A 13,780-nucleotide genomic window follows, 5' to 3' on the forward strand; every position below is an offset into this window, starting at 1 on the left:
ACAATGGCCTCCACGAATTGAAGGAGGGCCATTCCCATGCAAGTCAACGCTTACGGTGCCCACGCGGGCAATCAACCCCTTGAGCCGCTGCGTATCAGCCGACGTGCTCCGAATGCCCACGACGTGCAGATCGAGATCGCTTTCTGTGGCATCTGCCACTCGGACCTGCACCAGGTGCGCTCCGAGTGGGAGGGGACGCAATACCCTTGCGTACCGGGCCATGAGATCGTCGGACGGGTGACTCAGGTCGGCGCGCATGTCTCTGCCTTCAAGCCGGGCGATCTGGTCGGTGTCGGCTGCATTGTCGACAGCTGCCAGCACTGCGAAGACTGCGATGCCGGCCTGGAGAACTATTGCGATGGCATGATCGGCACCTACAACTTCCCGACGCCGGACGCGCCGGGCTGGACGCAGGGTGGTTACTCCCAGGCAATCGTCGTGCATGAACGCTATGTTCTGCGCATCGGCCACCCGGAGGAGCAATTGGCCGCGGTCGCGCCGCTGCTGTGCGCGGGCATCACCACCTACTCTCCGTTGCGCCACTGGAATGCCGGCCCCGGCAGGAAGGTCGGTGTGGTTGGCATCGGCGGCCTTGGTCACATGGGGATCAAGCTGGCCCACGCCATGGGAGCTCATGTGGTGGCCTTCACCACGTCCGAGAACAAGCGCGAAGCCGCTCTGGAACTGGGCGCCGACGAGGTGGTGGTCTCCCGCGACGCCAGTCAGATGGCGGTCCATGCCAAGAGCTTCGACTTCATCCTCAACACCGTGGCGGCGCCCCATGACCTGGATGCCTTCCTGGTCCTGCTCAAGCGCGACGGGGCCATGACGCTGGTGGGTGCGCCGGCATCGCCGCATACCTCGCCGAACGTCTTCAACCTGATCATGAAGCGCCGCACGCTGGCTGGCTCGATGATCGGCGGCATTGCGGAAACCCAGGAGATGCTCGATTTCTGCGCAGAACACGGCATCGTCGCCGATATCGAACTGGTGCGCGCCGAGCAGATCAACGAAGCGTACGAGCGCATGCTGCGCGGCGAGGTCAAGTATCGCTTCGTGATCGATAATGCCAGCCTCGCCGGCTGAGGGGCGCTGTCGATGACGTCTTCTTCCCGCCCAGCTGCCGCGGAACAGGGTTCCTGGGGCGCGGTGCTCGCCATGTCGATGGCGGCCTTCGCCCTGGTTGCCTCCGAGTTCATGCCGGTGAGCCTGCTGACGCCCATCGCCGCCGACCTGGGAGTCTCCGAAGGTCAGGCAGGGCAGGGCATCTCGGTCTCCGGGTTGTTCGCCTTGCTCACCAGTCTGGTGATTGCCGCAGTGGCGGCGCGGGTCAGCCGCAAGCCGCTGCTGATTGCACTGACCTTGCTGATGGTGCTGTCAGGTGCGTTGGTGGCTTTCGCCCCGAATTACGCGTGGTTCATGGTCGGGCGCGCGCTGATCGGTATCGCCATCGGCGGCTTCTGGTCGTTGTCAGCGGCTACCGCGATGCGCCTGGTGCCACAGGACCAGGTGTCGCGCGCACTGGCCATCGTCAATGGCGGAAACGCCCTGGCCACGGTGATCGCCGCGCCCCTGGGCAGCTACCTCGGCGCGCTGATCGGCTGGCGTGGTGCGTTCTTCTGCGTCGTTCCGGTGGCCGTGGCCGCCGCGCTCTGGCTGTGGATGCACCTGCCGACGCTTCGCATTGAGTCCCGTGCCGCCAGCAGCAATGTATTTCGTCTGCTGCGCCGGGGCCCGGTGGCCTGGGGCATGCTCGCCGTCAGCGTTTTCTTCATGGGCCAGTTCATGTTGTTCACCTACCTGCGCCCGTTCCTCGAGACGGTTACCCAGGTCAGCCCTTCGGGTCTGTCGCTTACGCTTCTGGTGCTGGGAGTGGCCGGGCTGGCCGGAACCTTCCTCATCGAGGCATTCCTCAAGAGCGGCCTCTACCGAACGCTGATGCTCATCCCGCTGCTGATGGCGCTGCTGGCGCTCGCGCTGATCGGCGTAGGGGCTTCCTCGGTGGCCACCGCCGCGCTGCTGGGGCTCTGGGGCCTGGTTGCGACGGCCGCGCCGGTAGGCTGGTGGACCTGGCTGGCTCGCAGTCTGCCGGATGACGCAGAGGCAGGTGGCGGCCTGATGGTGGCGATCGTTCAGCTGGCCATCGCGCTGGGGGCCACCGTGGGCGGGGTGGTCTTCGATCTGCAAGGCTATCGGGCAACCTTCGAACTCAGCGCTTTCGTGCTGCTGCTGGCCGCTGGATTCGCGTTCATGGCCTCACGGGAGAGCACATCCGGTTGCGCTTCGGCTTCCCCGAGCGGGTGCTGAGCGGGGCGATTCATGAGTCCTGCTAATGAGAGCTATCGGCAAGCGACGGCTGTGCAGGGCGGGGCCCATGCTACCGTCCGAAGAGAACACCAAGACCAACCAACGTGATAGCGGGTGAGCCATGGAACTGCGGATCAACCAGAAAACCTATGAGGTCGACGCCGAGGCGGACACGCCGCTGCTGTGGGTCATTCGCGACGACCTGGGACTGACCGGAACCAAGTACGGCTGCGGCCTGGCCCAGTGCGGCGCCTGCTCGGTGCTGGTCGACGGCAATGTCGTGCGCTCCTGTGTCACGCCCGTCGCCGGCGTGGTGGGCCGTGAAGTCACCACCATCGAGGCCATCGAGGAGGACGAGGTGGGCAAGCGGGTCGTGACGGCATGGGTCGAGCACCAGGTGGCGCAGTGCGGCTACTGCCAGTCCGGGCAGGTCATCGCGGCCACGGCCCTGCTCAAGCAGACCCCGGAACCGACGGATGCACAGATCGATGCCGCGATGATCAATCTGTGCCGCTGCGGCACCTACAACGCCATCCATGCCGCCGTCCACGATCTGGCATCGGCTGCCGCCACCTCGCAGGAGAAGGTCTGATGAGCCAGCCTATCGAGTTCGAAGACCGCGGTGAGGCCGTCAACCTGTCGCGCCGGCGCTTCCTCCTGGCCTCCGCCGGTGCGGCGGCTGGCGCGCTGGTCCTGGGCTTCGGCCTGCCGTTGGGGTCGGCCAGGATGCAAGCCCTGGCGGCGCCCGGCGAGCGCGGCACGCAAGTGGGCGCCTTCCTGGAAATCCGCCCGGACAACCGAGTGCGCCTGCTGTGCCCCTTCATCGAAGGCGGGCAGGGCACTTATACCGCGATGGCGCAGATCGTCGGCGAGGAATTGGACGCCGATCCTGCGACCTTCCTGGTCGAGAGCGCGCCTCCGGGCGAAGCTTACGTGGTGATGGACAACGGCCTACGGATCACCGGCGGGAGCATGTCGGTGCGCATGAGCTACGACACCATGCGCCGGCTCGGCGCGCTGGCCAGGGCGATGCTGCTGCAGGCCGCCGCCGCGCAGTGGAAGGTGCCTGTCGCCAACCTGAGTACCGAGCCGGGCCGGGTGCTGCATGCCGCCTCGGGCCGCTCGCTGACCTACGGAGAACTGGCCGCCCACGCGCTGGATCTGCCGGTACCCGACGCTGCCAGTGTCACCCTGCGTGACCCCGCCCGGTTCCGTTGGATCGGCAAGCCGGTGCGCCGGGTGGACAGCTACGAGAAGTCCACGGGCAAGGCGTTGTATACCATCGACATGAAGGTCGACGGCATGCTCCATGCTGCCGTCCAGCATGCGCCGCGCCTGGGCATGACGGTGGGCGAACTGCGCAATGAAGATCAGGTCAGGGCGATGAAAGGTGTGCATTCGGTACACCGCCTTGACGGCGCGGTAGCGGTGGTCGCCGAGCGCTGGTGGCATGCCAGGCGCGCGGCGGAGGCCATCCAGGTGCAATGGCAGGAGCCGGCGGGGGATTCGCCGCTGCGAATCATGCCGGCGGATTTCTCCAGCGTGGTCTATCGCGAGCAACTGGCCAGACAGACCGACCCTGGGCGCGAAGCCGAGAAGGAAGGCGATGCGCAAGGCGTCCTGTCCAAGGCCGACACCCGGGTCGAGGCCACCTATTACAACCAGTATCTCAACCACGCCCAGTTGGAGCCGCCCGCCACACTGGTGCGATTCAATGCCGATGGCTCGCTGGACATCTGGCTGCCCAACCAGGCCCAGGACATGTTCCTGGGGGATATCGCTAAACGTGCAGGGGTCGATCCGGCCAGGGTCAAGCTGCACACGCCGTTGCTTGGCGGCTTCTTCGGCCGGCACTTTCTCTACCCCACCGCCAATCCCTATCCGCAGGCCATCGAGTTGGCAAAAGCCGTGGGACGCCCGATCAAGCTGATCTGGAGCCGCGAGGAAGAGTTTCTGCGAGACGTGTTGCGACCGATGGCCGTGGTCAGATTCCGTGCCGCGCTGGACGACAAGGGCCTGCCTGTGGCGCTGGAGGCCATCAGCGCTACCGAAGGGCCGACGGAGGGGATTGCCGGCAAGCAGGGCGACAAGCTCGACCCCACCGCGCTCGAGGGCCTGGCCGGCAAATCCTATGCGATCCCCAATCGACGCATCGCCCAGGTCTATGCCAAGGGGCCGGTGATGCTGGGCTACTGGCGCTCGGTGGGCAATTCGCTCAACGACTTCTTCTACGAAGCCTTCCTCGATGAACTGGCTGACAAGGGTGGCCACGATCCCTTCGAGCTGCGCCTGCACCTGTTGCAGGGCAATGCGCGTCTGCTGCACCTGCTGAAAACCGTGGGCGAACTCTCGGGGGGCTGGAAGCGCGGGCCGTTCGACGCCCCGGATGGTTCGCGCCGAGCGCGCGGCGTGGCCATGGCTTCGCCTTTTGGCACGGAGACCGCCGTGATCGCCGAAGTGTCCATCGAGAGTGGGCAGGTCAGGGTGCATGACATCTGGCAGGCGATCGACCCGGGCAGCATCGTCAACCCGGCCATCGTCGAGGCCCAGGTCAATGGCGCGGTGTCCCTGGGCTTGTCCCAGGCCCTGGTGGAGGAAGCCGTCTACGTTGACGGCAAGCCACGTGCGCGCAATTACGACCTCTATCCCATCCTGCCGCCCTCACGCATGGCGCGGGTGCATGTGAAGGTGATCGAGAGCGGCGCGAAGATGGGCGGGATCGGCGAGCCGCCGTTGCCGGCTGTGGCACCGGCAGTGGCCAACGCGGTGTCCAGACTCACCGGCCAGCGCATCCGCAGCATGCCGCTGTCGGCTTATGACTTCAGCAAAACCGCCTGACCGGAGGCCTTGCCCATGAGCAGACGCCCATTCGCAAGAACCGTCGGCGCGCTGGCCCTGGCCGGTGTCGCAGTCGCGTGCCTGATGGCCTGGTATGGGACTCGCCAGCCAGGTTCGACTTTCGATTCCGCCGTCAGCAGCGCAACCGACGAGGCGCTGGTCCGCCAGGGGGAGTACGTCGCCCGTGCCAGCGATTGCGTGGCTTGCCACAGCCTGCCAGACGGCCCGGCCTTCGCCGGCGGTTTGAAGATGGCCACGCCGCTGGGTGCGATCTACGCCACCAACATCACGCCGGACGACAACGCGGGAATCGGCAAGTACAGCCTGGCGGACTTTGACCGTGCTGTGCGCCACGGCGTGGCGCCGGGCGGCCGGCGACTCTATCCGGCGATGCCCTATCCGTCCTATGCCAAGCTCCGCGATGAAGATGTGCGCGCGTTGTACGCCTTCTTCATGTCGGGCGTCCGGCCATCGGAGCGGGCCAACATGGCCAGCGAGATACCCTGGCCGTTGAACATGCGCTGGCCCATCGCGCTGTGGAATGCGCTGTTCACCGACTCCTCGCCCTTCACCGATCAAGCGGGCAAGGACGCACAGTGGAACCGTGGCGCCTATCTCGTACAGGGCGCCGGGCACTGTGGCAGCTGCCACACCCCGCGCGGCCTGGCCTTCAACGAGAAGGCGCTGAGCGAGTCAGGCGCGCCATTCCTGGCCGGCGCTCTGCTCGATGGCTGGTATGCCCCGAGTCTGCGCAACGACCCCAACACCGGGCTGGGACGCTGGAGCGAAGAGGAGATTGCGCGGTTCCTCAGGACGGGCCGCAACCAGCATGCAGTGGTCTACGGATCGATGACCGAGGCGTTCAACAACTCCACGCAATTCCTGACCGATGCTGACCTCGGCGCCATTGCCCATTACCTCAAGTCCTTGCCTGGCGACCCTGCTCGTGACGGGCCTGCCTGGCAGTACCAGAGGGCCGAGGCTGCGGCCCTCAGCTCGCCCGGCGGCCATCTCTATCTGACACGCTGCGCGAGCTGTCATGGCGCTGACGGCAAGGGCCAGAACGAATGGATGCCGCCGCTGGCCGGCGCTACTTCGGCGATGACGCCAATCGCCGATTCGGCCATCAACATCAGCCTCAACGGGGCGCTGCGCGTGGTCAGCGCCGGGGTGCCGGATGCGTACCGCATGCCGGCCTTCCGCGAGCAGTTGTCGGACCAGGAAATCGCCGCTGTCGTGAGCTTCGTACGAACCACCTGGGGAAACCAGGGCGGCAAGGTGGACCCGAAGGCCGTCGCCCGGCTGCGCGAGCATACCGATCCGGCCAGTCCGACGCCGATCGTGCTGCATATGCGTTGAGGCAGGCATGACATACACACTGACTCCACCCATCTCAAGCGCTGCCCGGCCATGGCCGGGAACGCCGGCGAGCAGCTCGCAGGAGGTCGCTGATGGATAACGCCGGCGCCGTGAAGTTCGCCTGCGTGGGTTGCGGTGCCTGCTGTCGTGGCCGGTTCGTACCGCTGACCCGGGACGAAGCCTTTGCCTGGCTGGCCCGCGGTGGCGATGTGGCGATCCTGCTGGAAGCATTCCTGCTCGAGCCGGCGCGAAGCCATGAGCCACGCTACGCCCATGACAGTGGTCGCGCTGGCGTTGGCCGGTCGGGCTCTGCAGACCTCAACGTCATTGCAATCTTCGCCGGTGTGGCTCAGCCGCAATGCCCGAACCTCGGCGTCGATAGCCTTTGTGCAATCTATGCGGATCGGCCCCTGGTTTGCCGGATCTATCCAATGGAGATCAATCCATTCATCCCGCTGAACCCTTCGGCGAAGGATTGTCCGCCGCAATCCTGGGGCCGCGCCGACAGTGACGTGTTGATAGCCACCGACCACCGTGTGAATCCCGAGTTCGCCGCGTTGATCGAGGCGTCGCGCGAGGCGGATCGACGCGATGCTGCGTCGAAGCTGTCTATCTGCCAGGACTTGGGGTATTCGGTGGCGGGTTGGAAAGGCAATGGGCTGACGCTTTACCTGCCTGAGCGGCAACGTCTTGTCGAAGCTTTTTCCGCCGCGACGCAGCGGCCGGTGGTCGTTTCGCAGTGGACCGTACAGGTGCAGGGGAGGGCGTTGGAGGACTCACTGCAGCGCCGGGGAATCCGATTGAATGACACCGCCAGCGAGCACGTTTTCGTGCCGGCTGGGCAATGAGGTTGCGGAGCCTGGATGGAAAGTATCGATCTGTTGGTCCTGCGAACCGCCCGTGACTGGCTGGTAGCGGGCGAGCGCGTGATGCTGGTGACGGTGGCGCGCACCTGGGGTTCTTCTCCGCGGCCGGTAGGCTCGATGATGGCCCTGCGCAACGACGGCCGGGTTGTAGGCAGCGTGTCGGGCGGATGCATCGAGGATGACCTCATTCATCGACATACCACTGCCTACGGCGGAACAGGGTTGCCACAAGCTCGCCCCCAACTGGTTCGCTATGGCGTGAGCGCTGAAGAAGCACACCGTTTTGGCTTGCCTTGTGGCGGCACGCTGGAGCTGATCCTTGAGTTCGAGCCCGACCTGGCGGCTCTGCAACAACTGCTGGGGAGCCTCGACCAGGGGCAACTGATGCGGCGCAAGCTGGACATCGAGACGGGGCGAACGAGCCTCGAAAGCACGGCAACACCGGATGAGTTCATCTTCGACGGCCGGCGGATGGTCAGCACGCTGGGCCCGGGCTACCGCATGTTGCTGATCGGTGCCGGCGCGCTGGCTGAGTACGTCGCCACGATGGCGCAGTTCAACGGGTTCCAGGTCACCCTCTGCGACCCTCGGCCACAGTACCTGGAGAGTTGGAGCGTTGCTGGCGTGCAGCGCATTCAGGACATGCCGGATGACGTCGTCAGAGCTTTCGCGCCGGATGTCCGCAGTTGCGTCATCGCGCTCAGCCACGATCCGAAGCTGGACGATCTGGCCTTGCTGGAGGCGCTGCGCGGCCCGGCGTTCTACATCGGGGCCATTGGCTCGCGGCGCAACAGCGATAGCCGGCGCGCTCGCCTGATCGAGCATTTTGGCGAGACGCAGGAGTCGCTCCAACGACTGCGCGGGCCCATCGGCATCTATATCGGCAGCAAGACCCCGCCGGAAATCGCAGTCAGTGTCATGGCGGAAGTTCTCGCTGCCAAGAACGCCGTCGCTCTGCCTGCGGAACTCGCAGTATCCCATGCCAAGCAACTGCAGGATCGGCGCCGCCGGGCCTGATCGATCACGCCAATCCATCTTCGGAGATGACCAGCATGAGCAAGAAAATTGTCGATGCCGTCCTGTGCGCAGCGGCCATGCAGGCTGCCGTGGCCAGCGCCGCTGAGCCGGCAACTGCAAACACGCAGCAGATCAGCCGTGCCGGAACGCAGGCGTCGATGGCAGGTCCGGAGCAGTACTTCACCGGGCGCGTGCGGATCGATCCGGTCTGGCCTGCCGACGATCAGATCAATGCCTCGGGTGGTCTGGTGACCTTCGAGCCCGGAGCCCGTTCGGCCTGGCACACCCACCCGGCAGGGCAGCGGCTGTTAGTCACTACCGGGGTCGGCCTCACCCAGGAGTGGGGCAAGCCGGTTCAGGTCATTCGCCCTGGCGATGTGGTCTGGTGCCCGGCCGGCGTCAAGCATTGGCATGGCGCCGCACCGGGTACCGCCATGACCCACCTGGCGGTCACTGGCTCGGTGAATGGAAAGAATGTCGAATGGATGGAGAAAGTCACCGATGAACAATACAACGCCGAGCGGGCTGACTGACCCGCGCCGGGCGCCCCGCGCACTCGGGGTCGCACTGGGCCTGGTTTGTACGCTGGGCGTCATGACACAGACATTGGCCGCACAGGAGAACCGATCCATGGCTGAGAACGACACATCAACCCCTCACAGTGAAACGCTCGATGATCGCCAGAGACGCATCGTGCCAATTGCCGCCTTCGCGGCAGCTGGCGATATGGCTGGTCTGAACCGTGCGATCAATCAGGGACTGGATGCCGGGCTGACCATCAGCGAGGCGCGCGAGGTGCTGGTCCAGTTGTACGCCTATGCGGGTTTTCCTCGAAGCCTGAATGCACTGGGCGAGTTGATGAAGGTGGTACAGGCACGCCAACAGCAAGCAATCGTGGACCAACCGGGACGCGAACCCAGCAAATCGATTCCCAAAGGGGATGAGCTGCTGGCGGTGGGCACCGCAAACCAGACCAAATTGTCCGGCGCCCCGGTGGAAGGTGCATTGTTCGACTTCGCGCCGGTCGCCAATGAATACCTGCGCACGCATCTTTTCGGCGACATCTTCGAGCGTGACAACCTGGACTGGCAAAGTCGGGAAATTGCCACCGTGGCGATGCTCTCTGCACTGGAGGGCGTAGCGCCACAACTGCAGGCCCATATCCGTATCGCCATGAACACCGGGGTTACGCCGCAGCAACTCCGTCAGCTGATCCGGGTGCTGGCCGAACAGGTCAGTGCCGACGCATCGCGGCGGGCAAGCGAGGCGTTGGAGCTGCATCTGGCTGCCCAGTAGGCGAGCGTCGCACGCAGTCGGGACGACGGATCGAATACTCGCAACGTTCGCTTCTGGCCGCTGGCGGCCGCTGTATCAGCTTATCCCCAGAGCACGATCCAGCGACCAACCACCTGCGCCGCGTCCGATCAGCAACAGCAGCAGGCCTGCCCAAACCAGGTGGGTGGGCCAGGCGTCCGGATAGACGAAGACCTCGATTACCGTGGTCATCCCCAGCAATGCCAGGGCCGAAACGCGGGTGCAAAGGCCCAGTACCAGCAGCACCGGGAATAGGTGCTCCGCGTAGGTCGCCAGGTGGGCGGCGATCTGCGGTGGCAGCAGCGGCAGCATGTACTCGGTGCGAAACAGCTCGTAGGTGCTCGGGGTGATGGTCAGGAAGCCCTCCACCTTGGTGCGCCCGGAGAGAAAGAAGGTTGCGGCAATCCCGACGCGCGCCACCAGGCAAAGAACAGCGTCGCCGAGCAGGTGTTGCAGGAAGTCGGCAATGCGATTCCAGCGTTGGCGCAGACCGGTCCCGGTTAGAGCATTGCGAGCTATGTCCATGATGACCTCCTCACGCGAGGTTGATGGGACGGAAAACGCCGGCGCCGAGGAGGCGGCCGAACAGGTCGTGGAAGTCGAGGTCCGGATGCGCCTGAAGTGTCAGGGCCGAAGCCTGATCGAGGTCGCTACCGTTCGCACAGGCGTCGAGGAAGTCGCAGCCTCCAGCTTCCAGCGCGTGCCAGGCAACGCCGTCGGCATGGCCAACCAGCAATGCGCCTTCACCTTGCCAGGGCAGCTCCTCCGGTATCGGCACGGCCTCGCGGTTGTAGCGCCAGATGCTGTAGACCGGTTGCTCGGGAAACCAGCTCCAGCGCACGCAGGCGCGCGGCGCCAGGTGGCAGGTGGCAAGGTCCGAGGCGGTCATGCCGGCCAGGCTGGCGAGGTCGAGGCGCGCCTCCTGAGGTGCGACGAAGGCCTCTGTCCATAACCGGTCCAGGCGCGCCACGGCGCCAAGGTAGGGCAGTTCCCGTGCCGGTTCGAATGCATCGAGGAAATCGGCAAAGCTCTTGCCATAAAGAACCAGGCGAGCGTCATCCGGCGGAGCCTCGCGGGCGTGAACTGCCGCCGCTGCGCGAATCCAGTCCGTCCCCACCAGGCGTTCGACGGTTGGGAAGTTGTCGCACAATGCGTCGACACAGCCCTTGAGCACGGTGTTGCGATAGACCTCGAAGGCCGCCTGTGTGGTCACGCCTTGCAGCGCAGGAGCAGGGCGCCGGTAGAGGGCTTCGACGAAGGCATCCTGGAAGGTGCCGAGTGAGGTTTTCATGGTTTCATCTCGGCCAGGTTGAGGATCGCCTGCGCGAGCTCGCGCTCGGCCAGCAACTCTTCGAAAGCAGGCAGATGGTCGTCGCGCTCGATCAGGGTCGGCCTAGGGCCGATGCGCTGGATCAGGTGCTCATAGAGCGCCCAGACCGGCTCGGCGACCGGCGCATCGTGGGAGTCGATCAGCAGTTCGCCGGCCTCGTCGAGGCTGTGTCCAGCCAGGTGGATCTCAAGGACGGCGGCCGCCGGGAAGCGGTCGAGGTAGCGTCTCGCATCGAAGCCGAGGTTGTGCGAGCTGACGTGTACGTTGTTGACGTCCAGCAGCAGGCCGCAGCCGGTGCGCAGCGCGAGTTCCGTGAGGAAATCGATTTCGTCCCAGTCGTGGCCTTCCAGACGCAGATAGTGGCTGGGGTTCTCGATGGCGATACGCCGGCCCAGGGCTTCCTGAGTGCGCTGGATGTTCTCGGTGATGCGCACCAGGGCCGCATGGCTGCGCGGGAAGGGCAGCAGGTCTGGCAAGTACTGGCCGCGCCAGGTCGACCAGGCCAGGTGCTCGGAAATCAAGTGCGGTTGCACACGCTCGACCAGCGCGCGCAGGTGCCGTAGGTGTGCCTCCTCAGGAGCAGCATCGGCCGCCAGGGACAGCGAGACCCCGTGCAGCGAAAGCGGATGCCGTTCGGCGATCCGTTCCAGCCAGGCAAGGCGGGGGCCGCCGACCATGTAGTTCTCCGGATGCACCTCAAACCAGAGACCCTGGGCGGAACAGGCCAGGGCCTGGGCGTAGTGTTCCCCCTTCAGCCCCAGCCCGGCGCCCGGTTGATGGAATGCGTTCATGGTCGGCGGCCTTGGCTCAGGCTTTGCTCGGAGTCAGCGAGCCCATGCCATTGGGCGTCTTGATCGTGGTGCAGGTGCCGGCCGGGACGTTCTTCCAGTGCATACCGTCGTAGTCCTTCTTGGCGCTGCCTGCGCAAGTGGTGCCCGCACCGGCCTTGCAGTCGTTCTTGCCGGCCATGGCAACGCCGTAGCATTTCTCCATGGCCGCGCCATTGCTGGCCTTGGTGTTCATGTCGTCGGCCAGGGCGCTACCGGTGATGGCGGCAAGTGCAATGGCGGCGGTGGCGAGGGTCAGGGTTTTCATGGTGCGGTCTCCCGTTCGATTGAAGGGCCGTGGAAGGCTTTCCGCCGGCTCGATGAGTAGTTCGCCGGGGGCGCCGATCCGGTTACAGCGCGGCGAAATTTTTTTGAGAATTCTTTTGCGTGGCCCTAACGTATTGAACGAAGGCCTGTTTTCTCTTCAGGCCAGTGGTACGCCAGCAGGCTGGGGCGGGACCGGGAAAGAATTCACCTTCCGTGTAACCAGGACGGCCGATGCAACGAACTACCAGCCAGGAAGTGTTGATCGCGCGCGAGACGCAGTTGCAGGCTTTGCTGCTGCGTGGCATGGACGGTGATGACAAGGCATACCGTGAGTTCCTCGGCGCACTCGGCATGCACCTTCGGGCTTTCCTCGGGCGGCGACTGAGCCAGCGCCCCGGCGAGATCGAAGATCTGCTGCAGGAGGTGCTGCTGGCGGTACACAATGCGCGTCACACCTACCGTGCCGATCAGCCACTGACTGCCTGGGTGCAGGCCATTGCGCGTTACAAGCTGGCGGACCATTTCCGCGCTTTTTCGCGCCGGGAGGCGCTCCATGATCCGCTGGCGGACGACGAGGGAGAGCTGTTCGCAGCCGAGGAGAGCGAGCCCGCACAGGCCAGCCGCGATCTCGGCAAGCTGCTGCAACAGCTCCCCGACAAGCAGCGCCTGCCGATTGTCCACGTGAAGCTGGAAGGTCTGTCGGTGGAAGAGACCGCCAGCCTGACCGGGCTTTCCAGCTCCGCCGTGAAGGTCGGCATCCACCGCGGGCTCAAGGCCCTGGCGAACATCATCCGAGGGTTGCGAAGCGATGAAGACCAATGAACTGATCGACCTGTTGAGCGCAGGCGAGGGCGCAGTGGACCGTCACGCTCTGGGCAAGCGCTTCGCCATCGCGCTGCTGGCCGGTGCCCTGGGCGCACTGCTGTTGATGGCGGCAATTTTCGGTGTACGCCCCGACCTGGGCGAGGTGGCGCGCACACCGCTGTTCTGGGCCAAGGTCGCTCTGCCCGGCAGCCTTGCCCCGCTTGCCCTGTGGCTGAGCAGCCGCCTGGCACGGCCAGGCGTGAGCGGCGGGGCGGCCTGGGTGCTGCTGGCGCTGCCCGTGCTGCTGGTGTGGATCGGCGGAGCGATGGAGCTGGCCGGAGTACCCGCCGACGCCCGCACTGGCCTGATCCTCGGCAAGACCTGGCGCACCTGTCCGCTGAACATCGCGCTGCTTTCGGTGCCGACTTTCATCGGCGTGTTCTGGGCACTGCGCGGCCTCGCACCGACGCGCTTGCGCATTGCCGGCGCCGCCGGTGGCCTGCTGGCGGGAGCCACGGCGACCTTGGCGTACTGCCTGCATTGCCCGGAAATGGGCGTTTCGTTCTGGGGTGTCTGGTACCTGCTCGGCATGCTTCTGCCAACCGTGCTGGGTGCAGTGCTAGGGCCAAGGCTGTTGCGCTGGTAACTGAGCGACAACCAGTCCAGGACGTGCGTTGTGCACGCCGGACCTGGATCTCCCTCGCAGCTTTCGAGTTCCGTCGGTCCTTGCGTCCGTTCAGCGGCAGCTATCGGGCCAATGGATTTTCCCCGAGGCAGGGGCTGCTTCTGTCTCCAGGACGTCCAGAAGCTGGCTACGCTTGATTCAGTTTGTTCTCGGCAGGTCGGCTTTG

Annotated in this window: 15 protein-coding genes; 11 read left to right on the plus strand and 4 right to left on the minus strand. The window is 65.3% G+C overall.

Annotated features, from left to right (window positions below):
- The first annotated feature begins 36 nt into the window (after window positions 1-36).
- The 9 genes from IB256_RS07475 (at window position 37) to IB256_RS07515 (ending at window position 9,683) form a co-directional block, all read left to right on the plus strand.
- The gene (locus IB256_RS07475; protein WP_192401950.1) at window positions 37-1,086 is read left to right on the plus strand and encodes an NAD(P)-dependent alcohol dehydrogenase; all 1,050 of its coding nucleotides are present in this window, start codon (window positions 37-39) and stop codon (window positions 1,084-1,086) included.
- Between the two features lie 12 nt (window positions 1,087-1,098).
- Window positions 1,099-2,307, plus strand: a complete 1,209-nt coding sequence (locus IB256_RS07480; protein WP_192401952.1) for an MFS transporter — start codon at window positions 1,099-1,101, stop codon at window positions 2,305-2,307.
- 121 nt (window positions 2,308-2,428) lie between these two features.
- On the plus strand, window positions 2,429-2,899 hold the full coding sequence (locus tag IB256_RS07485; RefSeq protein ID WP_192294778.1) for a (2Fe-2S)-binding protein: 471 nt from the start codon (window positions 2,429-2,431) through the stop codon (window positions 2,897-2,899).
- Window positions 2,899-5,145 carry a xanthine dehydrogenase family protein molybdopterin-binding subunit gene (locus IB256_RS07490; RefSeq protein ID WP_192401954.1) on the plus strand — a complete coding sequence of 749 codons (2,247 nt, stop codon included), beginning with the start codon at window positions 2,899-2,901 and terminating at the stop codon, window positions 5,143-5,145. Before IB256_RS07485 ends, IB256_RS07490 begins: the two co-directional genes overlap by 1 nt.
- Window positions 5,146-5,160: 15 nt before the next feature.
- A complete protein-coding gene (locus tag IB256_RS07495) occupies window positions 5,161-6,504 on the plus strand; it encodes a c-type cytochrome (RefSeq protein WP_192401956.1) in 1,344 nt (447 codons plus the stop codon).
- A 92-nt stretch (window positions 6,505-6,596) separates the two neighbouring features.
- Entirely contained in the window at window positions 6,597-7,352 is a 756-nt protein-coding gene (locus IB256_RS07500) for a YkgJ family cysteine cluster protein (protein ID WP_192401958.1), read from the plus strand.
- 15 nt (window positions 7,353-7,367) lie between these two features.
- Window positions 7,368-8,387: an XdhC family protein gene (locus IB256_RS07505; RefSeq protein WP_192294774.1), complete on the plus strand. Its 1,020-nt coding sequence runs from the start codon at window positions 7,368-7,370 to the stop codon at window positions 8,385-8,387.
- Between the two features lie 35 nt (window positions 8,388-8,422).
- A complete protein-coding gene (locus IB256_RS07510; RefSeq protein ID WP_192294773.1) occupies window positions 8,423-8,920 on the plus strand; it encodes a cupin domain-containing protein in 498 nt (165 codons plus the stop codon).
- Window positions 8,889-9,683, plus strand: coding sequence for a carboxymuconolactone decarboxylase family protein (locus tag IB256_RS07515; protein ID WP_405308293.1), 795 nt, complete (start codon window positions 8,889-8,891; stop codon window positions 9,681-9,683). Before IB256_RS07510 ends, IB256_RS07515 begins: the two co-directional genes overlap by 32 nt.
- A gap of 75 nt (window positions 9,684-9,758) precedes the next feature.
- Here the strand turns inward: IB256_RS07515 and IB256_RS07520 are convergent, their stop codons facing one another.
- From IB256_RS07520 to IB256_RS07535, 4 genes are read right to left on the minus strand one after another with little or no spacing between them, the layout of a single operon-like run.
- Entirely contained in the window at window positions 9,759-10,226 is a 468-nt protein-coding gene (locus IB256_RS07520; RefSeq protein ID WP_192294771.1) for a DoxX family protein, read from the minus strand.
- A 10-nt stretch (window positions 10,227-10,236) separates the two neighbouring features.
- Window positions 10,237-10,992 (minus strand): putative DNA-binding domain-containing protein, encoded by a 756-nt coding sequence (locus IB256_RS07525; protein WP_192401960.1) that lies wholly within the window; start codon window positions 10,990-10,992, stop codon window positions 10,237-10,239.
- Window positions 10,989-11,822, minus strand: coding sequence for a DUF692 domain-containing protein (locus tag IB256_RS07530; protein WP_192401962.1), 834 nt, complete (start codon window positions 11,820-11,822; stop codon window positions 10,989-10,991). Before IB256_RS07530 ends, IB256_RS07525 begins: the two co-directional genes overlap by 4 nt.
- Before the next feature lie 16 nt (window positions 11,823-11,838).
- The gene (locus tag IB256_RS07535; protein WP_045207635.1) at window positions 11,839-12,126 is read right to left on the minus strand and encodes a DUF2282 domain-containing protein; all 288 of its coding nucleotides are present in this window, start codon (window positions 12,124-12,126) and stop codon (window positions 11,839-11,841) included.
- A 230-nt stretch (window positions 12,127-12,356) separates the two neighbouring features.
- On the opposite strand from IB256_RS07535, the gene IB256_RS07540 reads away from it, so the two are divergent.
- Together IB256_RS07540 and IB256_RS07545 are read left to right on the plus strand one after the other, a co-directional pair.
- The gene (locus IB256_RS07540) at window positions 12,357-12,947 is read left to right on the plus strand and encodes a sigma-70 family RNA polymerase sigma factor (RefSeq protein ID WP_192294768.1); all 591 of its coding nucleotides are present in this window, start codon (window positions 12,357-12,359) and stop codon (window positions 12,945-12,947) included.
- Window positions 12,934-13,575 carry a DUF1109 domain-containing protein gene (locus IB256_RS07545; protein ID WP_192294767.1) on the plus strand — a complete coding sequence of 214 codons (642 nt, stop codon included), beginning with the start codon at window positions 12,934-12,936 and terminating at the stop codon, window positions 13,573-13,575. The genes IB256_RS07540 and IB256_RS07545 overlap by 14 nt, the downstream gene beginning before the upstream one ends.
- Window positions 13,576-13,780: the final 205 nt, after the last annotated feature.

Origin of the sequence: Pseudomonas sp. PDM17, from assembly GCF_014851985.1 — a bacterium.
Classification (GTDB): domain Bacteria; phylum Pseudomonadota; class Gammaproteobacteria; order Pseudomonadales; family Pseudomonadaceae; genus Pseudomonas.

Coding starts and splice junctions, on each gene's coding strand:
- IB256_RS07545 (WP_192294767.1), top strand. CDS start 12,934: ATGAAGACCAATGAACTGATCGACCTGTTGAGCGCAGGCGAGGGCGCA.
- IB256_RS07540 (WP_192294768.1), top strand. CDS start 12,357: ATGCAACGAACTACCAGCCAGGAAGTGTTGATCGCGCGCGAGACGCAG.
- IB256_RS07535 (WP_045207635.1), bottom strand. CDS start 12,126: ATGAAAACCCTGACCCTCGCCACCGCCGCCATTGCACTTGCCGCCATC.
- IB256_RS07480 (WP_192401952.1), top strand. CDS start 1,099: ATGACGTCTTCTTCCCGCCCAGCTGCCGCGGAACAGGGTTCCTGGGGC.
- IB256_RS07515 (WP_405308293.1), top strand. CDS start 8,889: ATGAACAATACAACGCCGAGCGGGCTGACTGACCCGCGCCGGGCGCCC.
- IB256_RS07520 (WP_192294771.1), bottom strand. CDS start 10,226: ATGGACATAGCTCGCAATGCTCTAACCGGGACCGGTCTGCGCCAACGC.
- IB256_RS07530 (WP_192401962.1), bottom strand. CDS start 11,822: ATGAACGCATTCCATCAACCGGGCGCCGGGCTGGGGCTGAAGGGGGAA.
- IB256_RS07475 (WP_192401950.1), top strand. CDS start 37: ATGCAAGTCAACGCTTACGGTGCCCACGCGGGCAATCAACCCCTTGAG.
- IB256_RS07500 (WP_192401958.1), top strand. CDS start 6,597: ATGGATAACGCCGGCGCCGTGAAGTTCGCCTGCGTGGGTTGCGGTGCC.
- IB256_RS07510 (WP_192294773.1), top strand. CDS start 8,423: ATGAGCAAGAAAATTGTCGATGCCGTCCTGTGCGCAGCGGCCATGCAG.
- IB256_RS07485 (WP_192294778.1), top strand. CDS start 2,429: ATGGAACTGCGGATCAACCAGAAAACCTATGAGGTCGACGCCGAGGCG.
- IB256_RS07490 (WP_192401954.1), top strand. CDS start 2,899: ATGAGCCAGCCTATCGAGTTCGAAGACCGCGGTGAGGCCGTCAACCTG.
- IB256_RS07505 (WP_192294774.1), top strand. CDS start 7,368: ATGGAAAGTATCGATCTGTTGGTCCTGCGAACCGCCCGTGACTGGCTG.
- IB256_RS07525 (WP_192401960.1), bottom strand. CDS start 10,992: ATGAAAACCTCACTCGGCACCTTCCAGGATGCCTTCGTCGAAGCCCTC.
- IB256_RS07495 (WP_192401956.1), top strand. CDS start 5,161: ATGAGCAGACGCCCATTCGCAAGAACCGTCGGCGCGCTGGCCCTGGCC.